Origin of the sequence: Photobacterium swingsii (assembly GCF_024346715.1) — a bacterium.
In the GTDB taxonomy this organism is placed as follows: domain Bacteria; phylum Pseudomonadota; class Gammaproteobacteria; order Enterobacterales; family Vibrionaceae; genus Photobacterium; species Photobacterium swingsii.
The window spans coordinates 316,174-329,168 of sequence record NZ_AP024853.1 but is presented as its reverse complement, the minus strand read 5'-3'; the positions used below and the strand labels follow the sequence as shown (position 1 = coordinate 329,168).

Below are 12,995 nucleotides of genomic sequence, written 5' to 3'. Positions count from 1 at the left end.
AACGACTATTTCGATTTAGGCTGCACAAACTTACGTTTTGCGTCAATTACAGCAACATCACGTGTAAAGTTCTCACCCAGTACAACCCCCTTACCTTTCACCAATATGAACTCGGTTTGTTCATTTAAATCAGCTAAGCGTGTTCGTACTTTAACAACAGGCAAGCGCTCTTTATTACTTTTAACCCAACGCTCTACAGGTAATTCAACTTCTTCTTTACCCGCTTTGATTTTCACCCAATCTTTCCCATCTCGCTCAAACTCTTGAATATCTGAGACACCAATCGTAGACATTTTGGCTTTACTATCAACCGTTACCTTTACATGTGCTTTTGCTGCACCCAACCACACAAACTCTTGCGCGCCCAAAATCAACTTACCGTCTTTCGTTGTAGTCACTGGCTTAGGTTTTGGTTTCGGCTTTGGTTTTACCTCAGGCTTAACGTCTGGTTTCACCTCTGGCTTGATCTCTGGTGCTATCTCAGGTTTTAGATCTGGGTCTGTCGGCTTAACATCTGCCGGCTTTTCTGTTTCAGGTATAGGTTTTACTGGTTCTTGTATCGCTTGTTGCTGTGCACACCCTGCGAGTAAAATAGCAAAAAGACCTACCGCGACTTTTTTCATTCACTTACACCTATTTTTATTTTGGTATTATTTCAATAATATGCGTGATAAGCGTTCAACACCAACCCACATATAACAGAATGTCGCATTAAGCACATTCTTGGCCATAACGCTCAAACTTATGGCTGATCCACTCTTCATCGTACCAACCAATATTACGGCTATGCTTTGCGTCATCCCACAAACTGAGAAACCAGCGTCTAGCTTGGTAGCCGTCTGCAAGTTTGGCTTTCTTAATGTACATGTCAGCTAGCTTTAAATCTGGGCGAACATCGTATAAGTGAAACAGATCAAACTCACGGTGCTTAAAGCCAACATCGCAAGGGTCGATCAAAGCAGCGACTTTATAAGTTTTGGGGTCAAATAAGACATTACCTATATGGCAATCATCATGCACTAACGATGAACCTTGGTTTATAGGTGCTAAAACTTGCGCTCGTGACTCCCATAGACTGGCAAAATCATCTTTTAGTTGGCGAGAAAATGGGGATGCTGCACTCATTAAATAGCGGTAAACGGGATACATCCAGTGTTCAAAAGCATCAATTAGCCTTGGAGAAAAAGTGTGATCATCAAGTTCAAAGCCTTGTTCATGGCTGCATTCATGTAACGCGAGTAAAACATCAGTGTAGTGTTCACCAAATGTCGCGATGGCTTTTTTGTCCAGCGGAAGCTCATGGGCAGATCGACCATCTAACCACTCTAAGACCAAATAATCATACCCTTCATCACGGCCATAAAAGTAAATAGCAGGAACCGGGCAATCAAGGATTTTATTTAAGCGCTCAAGCCCTTGAATCTCTTTAGCCAACCGGCCAATTTCTTTTGAAAATTTGATGACAGCTTTTTGTTTATCTGTCGCAAGGAATACAACACATCCATAAAATGTCAGCTCAGTTTGAACAAATGAAGCTCGCAACCCAAACAACTTTTGAAACGTATCAGACGCAATGCGTTCTAATTGTTGCTGATTCATAATATTCCTTTTAATCCAGTGCAATCGGTATCATACCAATAAAACAACACCACATTCTGAATTAGAATAACCCATTGAAAAATATAAAATTTACCCTTTAATCTTTAAAAACAATGCAACAAAAAAACCATAATTGCTAGTTTTTTGAATCAAATTTATGATTTTATCTTCATCTTCCTAAATAAATACAAGGTCACTAACCACAAAGAGTTAACAACACCATAACGACCACTACAGCTTAAAGTATTCCATTTACGCCTCCCTGACTTACGAAGGTTAAGTTTTTCTTAACCCTAGCATCAATTTATTTAACTCAACGAAAACTTACGACTCACGTATACTCCCTCATTATTCTCACCCTACATAAATTCACTCATGCAATTTGCTAAAAAACCTTTTGCTTTTCATAAAGCTGATCTTCCTTTTTATTTAATAGCCCTTGTATGCTTTCTCCCTATTGTTAGCTCGCCTGTTGCGCTTATTTTGGGCTTTACACTCGCGAGTCTTGGCTTAATTCCCGAAAAGCTTAATCTGGCTAGTTTTACTAAAAAGCTACTAGCCTACTCAATTGTAGGCTTAGGCTTTGGTATCAATTTAAGCGAGGCAATTACCGCAAGCCAACAAGGTTTAGGGATTATTGTTTCATCTATATTCTGTACCTTAATTTTAGGAACTATACTGACCCGCTTGTTCAAACTCGATGTGAAAACAGGTCACCTGATTGCCTCAGGTACTGCAATTTGTGGTGGTAGTGCTATCGCCGCAGTTGCGCCAGCCATTAACGCAAAAGATGAACAAATTTCATTAGCACTGGCGACTGTGTTTGTGCTCAACTCTGTGGCGCTATTTATTTTCCCTGCTATTGGTCATTTATTTGAAATGAGCCAACACGCTTTTGGTACTTGGGCTGCTATCGCAATTCACGATACATCTTCTGTGGTAGGTGCAGCGGGAGCATATGGCGATGAAGCATTAAAAACAGCAACAACATTAAAGCTTGCTCGAGCACTGTGGATTATTCCAATTGCCTTTTTGAGTGCGCTAATGTTCAAAGGCGACAGTAAGAAGATTGCCATTCCTTATTTCATTGTGTTTTATTGTGTCGCCATCGCTATTGCACACCTACTGCCACAACTTGGCGATCTCTACAGCTTAATATTCTTGGCATCAAAGCGTTTACTTGTCGTGTGTTTGTTCTTAATTGGTTCTGGCATTACGGTGCAAAAACTACGTGCATCAGGTGCTAAACCACTTGTATTAGGTATTTTGCTCTGGATTGCGATTGGCGGTTCATCGTTAACTTACATCTTGATGAGCTAATCAAAGAGCCGTTCACACTATCTATAAAAACGAGAGCATGTGTTCTCGTTTTTTATTCCTTGCTTTTAATCCTCACCATTTCACCTCAAAATTCACCTGCAGCATCCGCCTTTCGAACCCATCTTTTATAAAATGTTATCTCACGCTTTTTGTCATTCCCTTGAGTTTTATTTGCGAATTGTTGGCCACTCTCACCTCTAACTTTAATTAAAATCACTCATCGTAACGATGAAAATTATACGCTTCGCAACGGGGTGCTTTTTCCCTAGTATTCGCCTCCCATTACCGACCAAAAACGCGATTTGTGACAATGCAGGCAGTAACCACGTCTTCTAATGCTTTATACACCGACTTATCTTCTTACTACGATTTGATGTGTGCAGACATCGGTTACGAAGCACAAAGTCATTATGTTCGTCGACTCCACCAACTCTTTGGTAACGAGGGAAATACGCACCTTGATCTCGCCTGTGGTACGGGCCCGCATGTACGCTACTTTATTGACTATGGCTACCAAAGTCGTGGACTCGATATTAATCAGCCCATGCTAGACATGGCTCAAGTTCGCTGTCCTGAAGCAGAGTTCACGCTAGGGAATATGTGTGATTTTACGGTAGAAGAACCACTTGATCTCATTACCTGTTTTTTGTATTCCATCCATTACAGCGGTGGTATTGAAAACTTAAAAGGCTGCATTGCAAGTGTGCATAAGGCATTAAAAGACGGCGGTGTTTTTTGTTTTAACTCTGTAGAGAAAAACAAAATCAATAATGCGTCTTTTGTTCGCCACTCCACACACTTCGATGACAGCGAATTTGTGTTTAGCTCTGGCTGGCACTACAGCGGTGAAGGCGAAAAACAATCGCTTAAATTGAGCATTGAGAAAACAACCGAACAAGTTACTCAATCTTGGCAAGATGAACACCCTATGGTTGCGGTAGGTTTTGATGAGTTAAAAGCATTGCTGATGCCTTACTTTGATGTTCATGTGTTTGAGCATGACTATGACAAGATCATTCCAGTGGGCGATAACGCGGGCAACGCCATTTTTGTTTGTGTGAAACGCTAAGATTTAACGTACTGCCCCTTACTGAACGCTATCATGTGTAGCATTCATTAAGGGATAACTTTACGCCTCAATAGGTGTAAAGCAGATTGCCGACAATGATATACGCGTTAGTTCGTAAACAGCTCTAAGGCGTAATATCGAGTTTGTCATTCCTCTGCTTCTTCACATTAAATGCCAAATGAGCTTCCTGCTCTTTGGTTTGTTTTCCTCGGTGATATTGTTTGTGGTTGAGCCCCATATAAACTAATACAACAAAAGCGATCAAATCTAATACGGCACTATAAATGCCTGAGGTCAGCAGCGACGCCCCCACTAACGCAATAACCAACCCGATCCCTTTATACATAGATTTTTCCCTACTTCTTTTTCTAGTTCGTCCTTCATTATTGAAAAAGAATCAGGAAGTAAAAAATACCGTTTATCTCTAACTAAGTCAGAATTGGTATAACTCCCCTTGTTATCTCACTATTTTATAGCTTGTTAGGCGATACCAAGCGCGTCATACAACCAATTAACTAACAAGTACTTCGTCTGTTACTAGCTTTTCATGTACTTGTTTCACAATAGCGTCTAGCCCTTGTGTTCTTCCAGGAGTGAGGTGAGATTTTAGTTCCAGTGCCTCAAACCAAGCTTGAATATCGAAAAGTCGTACCTCATGGGGCTGCTTACCGTGATAAGCAACTCTAAGCAAAGCAAGTAGGCCTTTGACTATGGCTGCATCACTGGTGGCTAAAAAGATCAAGGTTCCTGATTCTATGTCACAGCTCAGATCGAGCCATACCTTACTCTGGCACCCCTTGACGATATACTTCGCTGTCATCTTTGCATCTGGGTAACTCGGTAAACGCTCTCCGAGCTCAATCAAATACAAATAACGCTCTTCCCAGTCACAACAACGATTGAAGTTGTTAGCCAATTTTTCTGGTGTCATGTATTTACCTTAAGAGCTGAGTAATTCTGCGCAAACCTTGCACTAAGACATCAATATCCGATGATTGTGTATACATGCCAATTGAGGCTCGACAAACCGCACTTTGGCCTAACTTTTCAATTAATGGCATAGCGCAATGATGACCTGTGCGTATCGCAACACCATATCGATCGAGAAACGCCCCGACATCAAATGCATGGTGTCCTGTCAAATTAAAAGCAACGACTCCTTCACGGCTATCATCGCAGCCATAAATTTCAATGTCATCCACTTGCACAAGACAATCGAGCAAATACGTCATCACTTGGCGTTCATACTGGGCAATTTTTTCCAGCCCTACCGCTTCGATATACTCAATAGCTGCGCCTAAACCTAGGATACCAGCTATATTCGGGGTCCCCGCTTCAAAGCGCCATGGTGCCTCACCATAGGTCGTCCCATTTGGTAAAGTGACTTGCTCTATCATGGCACCACCACCTTCCCATGGCACCATATTGTCCAGATGACACCCTTTCGCATATAGAACACCCGTACCAGTCGGCCCGTAAAGTTTATGTGCTGAAAATACGTAGAAGTCACAGTCTAAGCCCGTTACATCAACAGCTTGGTGCATCACTGCCTGCGCACCATCAACTAAGACGGGAACATTGTGATTGTGCGCATAGCTAATAATCGCTTTGATTGGATTCACGGTGCCAAGTACGTTCGATACATGAGTCACAGCAATTAAACGTGTTCGAGCAGTAATTAAGGATTGAAGCGCCCTCATCTCCAAGCGATTATCTTGATTCAGTCGCCACACCTTTATCGTCACCCCGCAGCTCGCCGATAAAAGCTGCCAGGGAACCAAATTCGCATGGTGCTCCATTTCCGTTACTATGATTTCATCGCCCTTCGATAACAAAGGCCTTAAATAGCTATTAGCAACAAGGTTAATGGCTTCTGTCGCCCCCTTGGTAAATACGACATTATTCGGCGAATTGGCACCAATAAAACCGGAAACTTGTAAACGAACATCTTCCATGTCTTGCGTGGCTTTTGCGCTTAGATAATGAATACCACGATGTACACTGGCATAATCATTTTGATAAAAGCGTGTCATTCTCTCGATCACAACATTCGGTGTTTGCGCCGTCGCTGCAGTATCGAGGTAACGCAATGTTTTTTGATATACCTCGGTCTTTAATGCAGGAAAATCATCAACCCAAGGACTCTTTATTACCGTATGATCACACATAAAATTCACCTTGTGATCTGCCTGTAAACTTCTCTGGAATTAGATGTGGATCTAACCCTTTTTTATCAGAATGGGGCCGTACTTGAGATAAAGATCCCACCAACTTGTCACATACATGTTGTTTAACGCATCCATTACGGATCTTAAACGCCACTTCAGAAGCAAAAGCAAACAACAGCATTTGTTGCGCTTTGTCCTTTGATATCCCTCTTGCGCGCATATAATCTACCTGTCTAGCATCAAGCTGACCTGTCGTTGCGCCATGGCTACATTTCACATCATCAGCGTAGATCTCTAGCTGAGGCTTACAATTTACTTGAGCGGATTCACTCAATAGCAAATTATGGCTATCCATTTGCCCATCTGTTTTCAAAGCACTTGGTTCAACATAGATCATGCCATCAAACACCCCATTAGACGCACCTCTCGCAATTGTCTTATGCAGCTGTTCACTGCGACAATGAGGTGCTTGATGCCGTAAATAGGTTCGACTATCAAAAGTCTGTTGATCATCTGGCATAGAGAGGCTATTCATTTCGATAAAACCATTTTCACCCTGTAAATGACTACTTGTTTGATGACGGCACAATACGCCAGATAACATCAAACAATGAGAATGAACACTAGCATCGCGATCCACAACTATATCGTTATGCCCAAAATGATGCTGGCAAGGCGCCTCTTCTATTAATTTAGTGTGATAGAAGTGTGCCCCTTTGCCCACATCGGCACTCATTCGAGAAAGCGTCACACCACCACCTTGATCCAATGAGATGTGATGTTCAATCAGCTCACACTGCGATAAACGCCCTAACGATATATGATGACGATAACTGCACACGTCCCCCTTCATACCGCTGCTAATATGCAGTAAGTAAATGGGCTTATCGATTACAGTCTCTGCGTCCACTTCAATTAAAACACCACCGGTTGCCGTGGCATCCGTTAGATAAGTGAAAGCATCAGGTTGAACAGATTTCGACAATTCATACGTTTCAACATCTGATAGTCGATCGAGAGGTGTAATGGTTATTTTAGGGATCCAATCTGAGCATCGAACTGAAAATAGCCCATCAAAGAACACTAACCGATAACCATCAAGGTTAAGACTTAAGCTTTCATATGAAATATTTTCTACAGGTTGAAATACCGCAGAGTGAAGTGGCAGTTGTTTAAAACCCGACAACGATGTGTATTTCCAAGCATCGTCTTTGTTTATAGGAAGCCCTTCAGCTGCAATTTTACGCCATTGTTGTTGTTGCCATTTCCCCGATTGAACCATGCCCTCAAGGTTTTCCATTAATGCCGCATTATTCTTCACCTGTGATCCACCCATAGCCTTTATCCTCAAGTTGTTTTGCTAATGAATGGTCCCCTGATTTCACTATTTTTCCTTTATAGAGAACATGCACATAATCTGGTTTGATGTAATCTAAAATGCGCTGGTAGTGCGTTACCATAATAAACGAACGTTTGTCGTCTCTAAGGGCATTAACCCCAGCAGAAACCGCTTTTAACGCATCAATGTCGAGCCCCGAATCTGTCTCATCAAGAATGCATAATTGCGGCGACAAAACAGCCATCTGCAAAATATCATTACGTTTTTTTTCGCCACCCGAGAAGCCTTCATTCACTGCACGCTGAAGGAGGTCGGCTGGCATTTTAAGCAGCTTGGCTTTATCTTCGAGCAAATCATCAAAATCAAATCGGTCAATTTCATCTTGACCTCGATACTTTCTAATGCCATTTAACGCCGTTTTTAAAAATAACTTGTTGCTGACACCGGGGATCTCAACCGGATACTGAAACGCCAAGAAAATACCTTCACCTGCACGCTCTTCTGACTCGAGTTCCGCTAATTCCTTACCATTGAAGACCATGCTTCCCTTGTCGACTTGATACTCTTCTTTTCCCGCTAATGTCGACGACAGGGTACTTTTACCCGATCCATTTGGCCCCATGATGGCGTGAACCTCACCGGGCTTAATGGTTAAATGAATACCTTGAAGAATGGGCTTATCGTCTACACTGACATGTAAGTCTTTAATTTCTAACATTTTGGTTATCCCACGCTGTGTTCGAGGCTAATAGAAAGCAATTTTTGCGCTTCAACCGCAAACTCGAGCGGTAATTCTGAAAACACGTCTTTACAGAATCCATTAACGATCATTGAAATAGCATCGTCTTCACTGATGCCTCGCTGGGTGCAGTAGAAGAGTTGCTCTTCGCCAATTCGAGAGGTCGTCGCTTCATGTTCAACTTGAGCGCTTGGATTTTTAACTTCGACGTATGGAAAGGTATGGGCTCCACAATCTGCGCCAATCAGCATCGAATCACATTGGGTAAAGTTGCGAGCCCCCTCTGCACTGGCCAGGATTTTGACTAGGCCGCGGTAACTGTTTTCACTTTTACCGGCAGAAATCCCTTTAGAGATAATGGTTGAGCGGGTGTTTTTTCCGATGTGGATCATCTTGGTTCCAGTATCAGCCTGCTGAACACCGTTGGTCAGCGCCACCGAGAAAAACTCCCCAACAGAATGATCCCCTTTCAAAATCACACTGGGGTATTTCCACGTAATGGCAGATCCTGTTTCTGATTGTGTCCAGGACATCTTGCTATGAGCACCTTCGCAAACCGCTCGCTTTGTCACAAAATTAAGTATGCCGCCCTGAGTTTCTTCTTCACCTGAAAACCAATTTTGCACCGTCGAATATTTCACCTCTGCATCTTGGTGAATAATCACTTCTACCACGGCAGCGTGTAACTGATAGGCATCGCGCACTGGCGCCGAACAACCTTCTATATAACTGACATAAGCGCCTGCATCAGCAATTAAAATTGTCCGTTCAAACTGACCTGTTTTTGCTTGGTTAATTCGAAAATAAGTGGATAACTCTCTCGGGCAGCGAACTCCTTTGGGGATATAGACAAAGGTGCCATCAGAGGCAACGGCTGCATTTAGGGCCGCAAAAAAATTATCATCCGCAGGAACAACTGTCCCTAGGTACTGCCGCACTAAATCTGGATATGTATGAATAGCTTCGCTGAATGAACAGAAGATAATCCCTAGCGCTTTTAACTCTTGTTGATAAGTTGTGGTAACAGATACCGAATCAAAAATAGCATCAACTGCAACCTCCGCCCCCTCTCTTACAGGAACACCCAATTGCTTAAATGCGGCTTCTACTTCATGGGTAAGAAATTCATTGGAACCATCATTTGTCGTCGCGCTATCGCATTTAGCACAAGTCGGTGCGGAGTAATAACTGTAACTTTGATAATCAAGGCCAGTGTATTCTGCTTTTAACCAATGAGGTTCTTCCATTTTTTGCCATTTTCGAAAAGCATCTAGCCTAAATGCCAACATCCACTCAGGTTCATTACGTTTTGCCGATATCGCACGCACTACCTCTTCATTAAGCCCTATAGACAAGGTGTCTGATGACAATTCAGTATAAAAACCTTGTTTGTAGTTGCTACTTTGCAACATCTCTTCCACTTCTGGCTGTGTCTCAACTGCACACATTTTTACACTCCGAAGCTTTCACCACAGCCACACATGTTTTTGACATTAGGGTTATGGTAAACAAAGTGACTGTTTAATCCTTGGCGAACAAAATCAATCTCTGTGCCATCAAGCATGGGCATAGCACTCAAGGCAACATAAAACGCCACATCCCTAGAACTAAATCTAAGATCTGATTGCTCTGCTTGTTTGATGAGCTTCACCTCGTAAGCGAAACCCGTGCACCCTGAAGGCCGTACACTTAAATGAAATAACTGTTCATTAGAAGACAGCTGCGCAATTCTGCTGGCCGCTGATTCAGATAAGTGAATCCCCTTCCACACCATGTCATGAATAGAAACCTCAGTTGAATCTGACCTTTGAACACTCATGCTCCATTCCTCATTGCATTTATCAACCCGAACAGCAAATGTGAATGATATTTATTCTCAATTAATATTCAACCATGAATTTTATATGGGATTATAATCAACCACATCATATTGACATTTCCCAGCTTGCAAATACTATATGTGGAACACGAAGGGATAATAATTATCATTTAGATTAAAAGGAGACTGTAAAATGGATATTGTTGTTTATTCAAAACCTCAGTGTGTTCAATGCACAGCCACCGTAAAAGCGCTTCAAACAAAAGGCATTAAGCATAGCGTAGTTGACCTCACCCAAGATGATTCTGCAATGAAGGCGGTTCAATCTATGGGTTACAGGCAAGCACCAGTTGTCGTCGCAGGTTCGCACCATTGGTCTGGATTTCGTCCTGATATGATCGACCAGATCTGCTAATGCTTGTCTATTATTCAAGCCTTTCGGGTAACACAGAGCGCTTTATTAAACAGCTCAAGCTACCCGCAATACGTTTACCACTTAATGCTGACGATCCCACACCAGCAATAACACGCCCTTTCGTTTTGGTGTGCCCCACCTATGCCGACGGGAAAGGGGACGGCGCCGTCCCTAAATCGGTGATTAAAGCATTAAATGACACCCAGATACGTTCTTTACTAATAGGCGTAATTGCATCGGGAAATCGAAATTTTGGTGCATTATTCGCTCAATCCGGCGTCATTATTTCACGTAAATGCAACGTACCATTACTGTATCGATTCGAGCTATCTGGAACACCGCAGGATGTACACAAGGTGCGGCATGGACTACAACAATTTTGGAACCATCATGGACACGCAATTCACGCATAATTCGTTGGACTACCATGAGCTCAATGCGATGCTCAACCTCCTCGATGATCAAGGAAATATTCAATTCGAATCAGACAAACAAGCTGCCCGTCAGTTCTTTTTACAACACGTTAATCAAAATACCGTGTTCTTTCATAACTTAGCTGAAAAACTGGATTACCTTATCAGTGAAGAGTACTACGAACCTGAGGTTTTACAGCAATATAGCACTGCGTTTATTGACCATATTTGGCAAGCGGCTTACCAAATTAAATTCCGTTTTCGGACTTTTCTCGGTGCGTATAAGTTCTTCACCTCTTACGCGCTTAAAACCCGAGATGGAAAGCGTTACTTAGAGCGTTTTGAAGATCGCGTTGTAATGACTGCTCTCGCGTTAGCCCAAGGCGATGAAACATTCGCCCTGCAATTAATGAACGAAATCATCCACCAGCGATTTCAACCAGCCACCCCTACCTTCATCAATTCAGGAAAAAAAAGCCGTGGCGAACTAATTTCATGTTTCCTGCTGCGAATTGAAGACAATATGGAAAGTATTGGTCGAGCAATCAACGCCTCACTACAGTTGTCTCGACGAGGTGGTGGGGTTTCGCTATTGCTAAGTAATTTACGCGAGCAAGGTGCTCCAATAAAAGGAATTCTCAATCAAAGTTCTGGTGTCGTACCTGTAATGAAATTGCTCGAGGACAGCTTTTCATATGCCAACCAACTCGGGGCAAGACAAGGTGCTGGGGCCGTTTACCTCAATGTTCACCACCCAGACATCATGCATTTTTTAGATACTAAACGTGAAAATGCCGATGAAAAAATCAGAATCAAAACACTGAGTCTGGGTGTCGTTATCCCCGATATCACCTTGACACTCGCGAAACAAAATAAAGACATGTATCTGTTTTCACCATACGACGTCGAGAGACGTTATGGTATGCCCTTCTCTGAAATTAGCGTGACAGAGAAATACCAAGAAATGGTGGATGACCCTAAGATCAAAAAAAGGAAAATCAGCGCGCGAGCCCTATTCCAAACACTGGCTGAGATCCAGTTTGAATCTGGCTACCCTTACATCATGTTTGAAGATACTGTTAATCAAGCCAACCCAATCCAAGGCCGAGTTAACATGTCTAATTTGTGCTCTGAGATCCTCCAAGTTAATGAAGCATCAGAGTTTAATACTGACTTAAGCTACAACCAATTAGGCCGTGATATCTCATGTAATTTAGGCTCAATGAATATAGCCAAAGCCCTCGATGGCGGTAACCTTCCACAGACCATCGCAGTGTCGATAAAAGCGCTGAATGCGGTCTCAGAAATGTCCAAGATAGACAGCGTTCCTTCCATTCGTAAAGGTAATGACGAAAGCCATGCGATTGGTCTGGGTCAAATGAATCTCCACGGGTTCTTGGCAAGAGAAAATATTCACTACGACAGCCCAGAAGCTATCGACTTTACCAATGTCTACTTTGCTATCGTACTATTCCATTGCCTTGTCGCCTCTAATCAACTAGCAAAACAAAGGCAAGCAACCTTTTGTGGCTTTGAGCATTCAAGTTACGCCAGCGGCATATTTTTTGACAAATATCTAAACCAGAGTTTTCAGCCTAAAACTGAGAAAGTCACTGAATTACTCACAAAATTAAGTCTGAAACTACCTAACCAAGATGACTGGAGCACGCTCAAGCAGCAAGTCATGCAGCACGGCCTGTACAATCGTAATTTACAAGCCATTCCACCAACAGGTTCAATTAGCTATATCAATGACTCGACCGCTTCTATCCACCCAGTGACGGCCAAAATTGAAATACGTAAAGAGGGCAAAATCGGCCGTGTCTACTACCCAGCCCCGTATCTCGATAACACCACTATCTCATACTATCGCGATGCTTATGAAATCGGCCCCAAAGCAATTATTGATGTATATGCTGCTGCGACTCAACACGTCGATCAAGGGCTGTCATTAACCTTATTCTTCAATGATAACGTCACAACCCGTGATATTAACAAAGCACAGATCTATGCCTGGAAAAAGAAAATTAAAACGCTCTATTACATTCGTATGCGCCAAAAAGCACTCGATGGCACTCAGGTTGATGGCTGTGTTTCTTGTTCGCTGTGATTAA

Annotated in this window: 14 protein-coding genes; 5 read left to right on the top strand and 9 right to left on the bottom strand. The window is 42.5% G+C overall.

The window, feature by feature from the left end; all coding sequences use genetic code 11:
- Positions 1 to 5: 5 nt before the first annotated feature.
- Positions 6 to 623, bottom strand: a complete 618-nt coding sequence (locus OCU77_RS18805; protein ID WP_048897856.1) for a putative ATP-dependent zinc protease — start codon at positions 621 to 623, stop codon at positions 6 to 8.
- Between the two features lie 88 nt (positions 624 to 711).
- Entirely contained in the window at positions 712 to 1,599 is an 888-nt protein-coding gene (locus OCU77_RS18800; protein ID WP_048897855.1) for a phosphotransferase, read from the bottom strand.
- A gap of 375 nt (positions 1,600 to 1,974) precedes the next feature.
- On the opposite strand from OCU77_RS18800, the gene OCU77_RS18795 reads away from it, so the two are divergent.
- Both OCU77_RS18795 and OCU77_RS18790 read left to right on the top strand, forming a co-directional pair.
- Positions 1,975 to 2,919: a YeiH family protein gene (locus OCU77_RS18795; protein ID WP_107302655.1), complete on the top strand. Its 945-nt coding sequence runs from the start codon at positions 1,975 to 1,977 to the stop codon at positions 2,917 to 2,919.
- Positions 2,920 to 3,229: 310 nt separating this feature from the next.
- Entirely contained in the window at positions 3,230 to 3,988 is a 759-nt protein-coding gene (locus OCU77_RS18790) for a class I SAM-dependent DNA methyltransferase (RefSeq protein WP_048897853.1), read from the top strand.
- A 124-nt stretch (positions 3,989 to 4,112) separates the two neighbouring features.
- On the opposite strand, the gene OCU77_RS18785 is transcribed toward OCU77_RS18790, so the two are convergent.
- The 7 genes from OCU77_RS18785 to OCU77_RS18755 form a co-directional block, all read right to left on the bottom strand.
- A complete protein-coding gene (locus OCU77_RS18785; RefSeq protein ID WP_048897852.1) occupies positions 4,113 to 4,334 on the bottom strand; it encodes a hypothetical protein in 222 nt (73 codons plus the stop codon).
- Positions 4,335 to 4,499: 165 nt separating this feature from the next.
- On the bottom strand, positions 4,500 to 4,919 hold the full coding sequence (locus OCU77_RS18780) for a SufE family protein (RefSeq protein WP_048897851.1): 420 nt from the start codon (positions 4,917 to 4,919) through the stop codon (positions 4,500 to 4,502).
- A 4-nt stretch (positions 4,920 to 4,923) separates the two neighbouring features.
- Positions 4,924 to 6,156, bottom strand: a complete 1,233-nt coding sequence (locus OCU77_RS18775) for a SufS family cysteine desulfurase (RefSeq protein ID WP_107302656.1) — start codon at positions 6,154 to 6,156, stop codon at positions 4,924 to 4,926.
- Complete coding sequence (sufD, locus tag OCU77_RS18770) at positions 6,149 to 7,492, bottom strand: Fe-S cluster assembly protein SufD (protein WP_084711724.1); 1,344 nt, start codon at positions 7,490 to 7,492, stop codon at positions 6,149 to 6,151. Before sufD ends, OCU77_RS18775 begins: the two co-directional genes overlap by 8 nt.
- Positions 7,467 to 8,213, bottom strand: coding sequence for a Fe-S cluster assembly ATPase SufC (gene sufC / locus OCU77_RS18765; RefSeq protein ID WP_048897850.1), 747 nt, complete (start codon positions 8,211 to 8,213; stop codon positions 7,467 to 7,469). Before sufC ends, sufD begins: the two co-directional genes overlap by 26 nt.
- 5 nt (positions 8,214 to 8,218) lie before the next feature.
- Positions 8,219 to 9,682 carry a Fe-S cluster assembly protein SufB gene (sufB, locus tag OCU77_RS18760; RefSeq protein WP_048897849.1) on the bottom strand — a complete coding sequence of 488 codons (1,464 nt, stop codon included), beginning with the start codon at positions 9,680 to 9,682 and terminating at the stop codon, positions 8,219 to 8,221.
- Between the two features lie 2 nt (positions 9,683 to 9,684).
- Complete coding sequence (locus OCU77_RS18755) at positions 9,685 to 10,053, bottom strand: iron-sulfur cluster assembly accessory protein (RefSeq protein ID WP_048897848.1); 369 nt, start codon at positions 10,051 to 10,053, stop codon at positions 9,685 to 9,687.
- Between the two features lie 193 nt (positions 10,054 to 10,246).
- Here OCU77_RS18755 and nrdH point away from each other — a divergent pair, with 193 nt between their 5' ends.
- The 3 genes from nrdH to nrdE are packed head-to-tail and all read left to right on the top strand — an operon-like array spanning position 10,247 to position 12,991.
- Positions 10,247 to 10,468 (top strand): glutaredoxin-like protein NrdH, encoded by a 222-nt coding sequence (gene nrdH, locus OCU77_RS18750; protein ID WP_048897847.1) that lies wholly within the window; start codon positions 10,247 to 10,249, stop codon positions 10,466 to 10,468.
- Positions 10,468 to 10,881 carry a class Ib ribonucleoside-diphosphate reductase assembly flavoprotein NrdI gene (gene nrdI, locus OCU77_RS18745; protein ID WP_048897846.1) on the top strand — a complete coding sequence of 138 codons (414 nt, stop codon included), beginning with the start codon at positions 10,468 to 10,470 and terminating at the stop codon, positions 10,879 to 10,881. Before nrdH ends, nrdI begins: the two co-directional genes overlap by 1 nt.
- The gene (nrdE, locus tag OCU77_RS18740) at positions 10,859 to 12,991 is read left to right on the top strand and encodes a class 1b ribonucleoside-diphosphate reductase subunit alpha (protein WP_048897845.1); all 2,133 of its coding nucleotides are present in this window, start codon (positions 10,859 to 10,861) and stop codon (positions 12,989 to 12,991) included. The genes nrdI and nrdE overlap by 23 nt, the downstream gene beginning before the upstream one ends.
- The last annotated feature ends 4 nt before the right edge of the window (positions 12,992 to 12,995 follow it).

What these genes read in the sequence shown, in the direction of transcription:
- OCU77_RS18790 (WP_048897853.1), top strand. Translation starts at nt 3,230, where the DNA reads ATGCAGGCAGTAACCACGTCTTCTAATGCTTTATACACCGACTTATCT.
- OCU77_RS18780 (WP_048897851.1), bottom strand. Translation starts at nt 4,919, where the DNA reads ATGACACCAGAAAAATTGGCTAACAACTTCAATCGTTGTTGTGACTGG.
- OCU77_RS18805 (WP_048897856.1), bottom strand. Translation starts at nt 623, where the DNA reads ATGAAAAAAGTCGCGGTAGGTCTTTTTGCTATTTTACTCGCAGGGTGT.
- nrdE (WP_048897845.1), top strand. Translation starts at nt 10,859, where the DNA reads ATGGACACGCAATTCACGCATAATTCGTTGGACTACCATGAGCTCAAT.
- OCU77_RS18785 (WP_048897852.1), bottom strand. Translation starts at nt 4,334, where the DNA reads ATGTATAAAGGGATCGGGTTGGTTATTGCGTTAGTGGGGGCGTCGCTG.
- sufD (WP_084711724.1), bottom strand. Translation starts at nt 7,492, where the DNA reads ATGGGTGGATCACAGGTGAAGAATAATGCGGCATTAATGGAAAACCTT.
- nrdH (WP_048897847.1), top strand. Translation starts at nt 10,247, where the DNA reads ATGGATATTGTTGTTTATTCAAAACCTCAGTGTGTTCAATGCACAGCC.
- nrdI (WP_048897846.1), top strand. Translation starts at nt 10,468, where the DNA reads ATGCTTGTCTATTATTCAAGCCTTTCGGGTAACACAGAGCGCTTTATT.
- OCU77_RS18775 (WP_107302656.1), bottom strand. Translation starts at nt 6,156, where the DNA reads ATGTGTGATCATACGGTAATAAAGAGTCCTTGGGTTGATGATTTTCCT.
- sufC (WP_048897850.1), bottom strand. Translation starts at nt 8,213, where the DNA reads ATGTTAGAAATTAAAGACTTACATGTCAGTGTAGACGATAAGCCCATT.
- OCU77_RS18800 (WP_048897855.1), bottom strand. Translation starts at nt 1,599, where the DNA reads ATGAATCAGCAACAATTAGAACGCATTGCGTCTGATACGTTTCAAAAG.
- sufB (WP_048897849.1), bottom strand. Translation starts at nt 9,682, where the DNA reads ATGTGTGCAGTTGAGACACAGCCAGAAGTGGAAGAGATGTTGCAAAGT.
- OCU77_RS18795 (WP_107302655.1), top strand. Translation starts at nt 1,975, where the DNA reads ATGCAATTTGCTAAAAAACCTTTTGCTTTTCATAAAGCTGATCTTCCT.
- OCU77_RS18755 (WP_048897848.1), bottom strand. Translation starts at nt 10,053, where the DNA reads ATGAGTGTTCAAAGGTCAGATTCAACTGAGGTTTCTATTCATGACATG.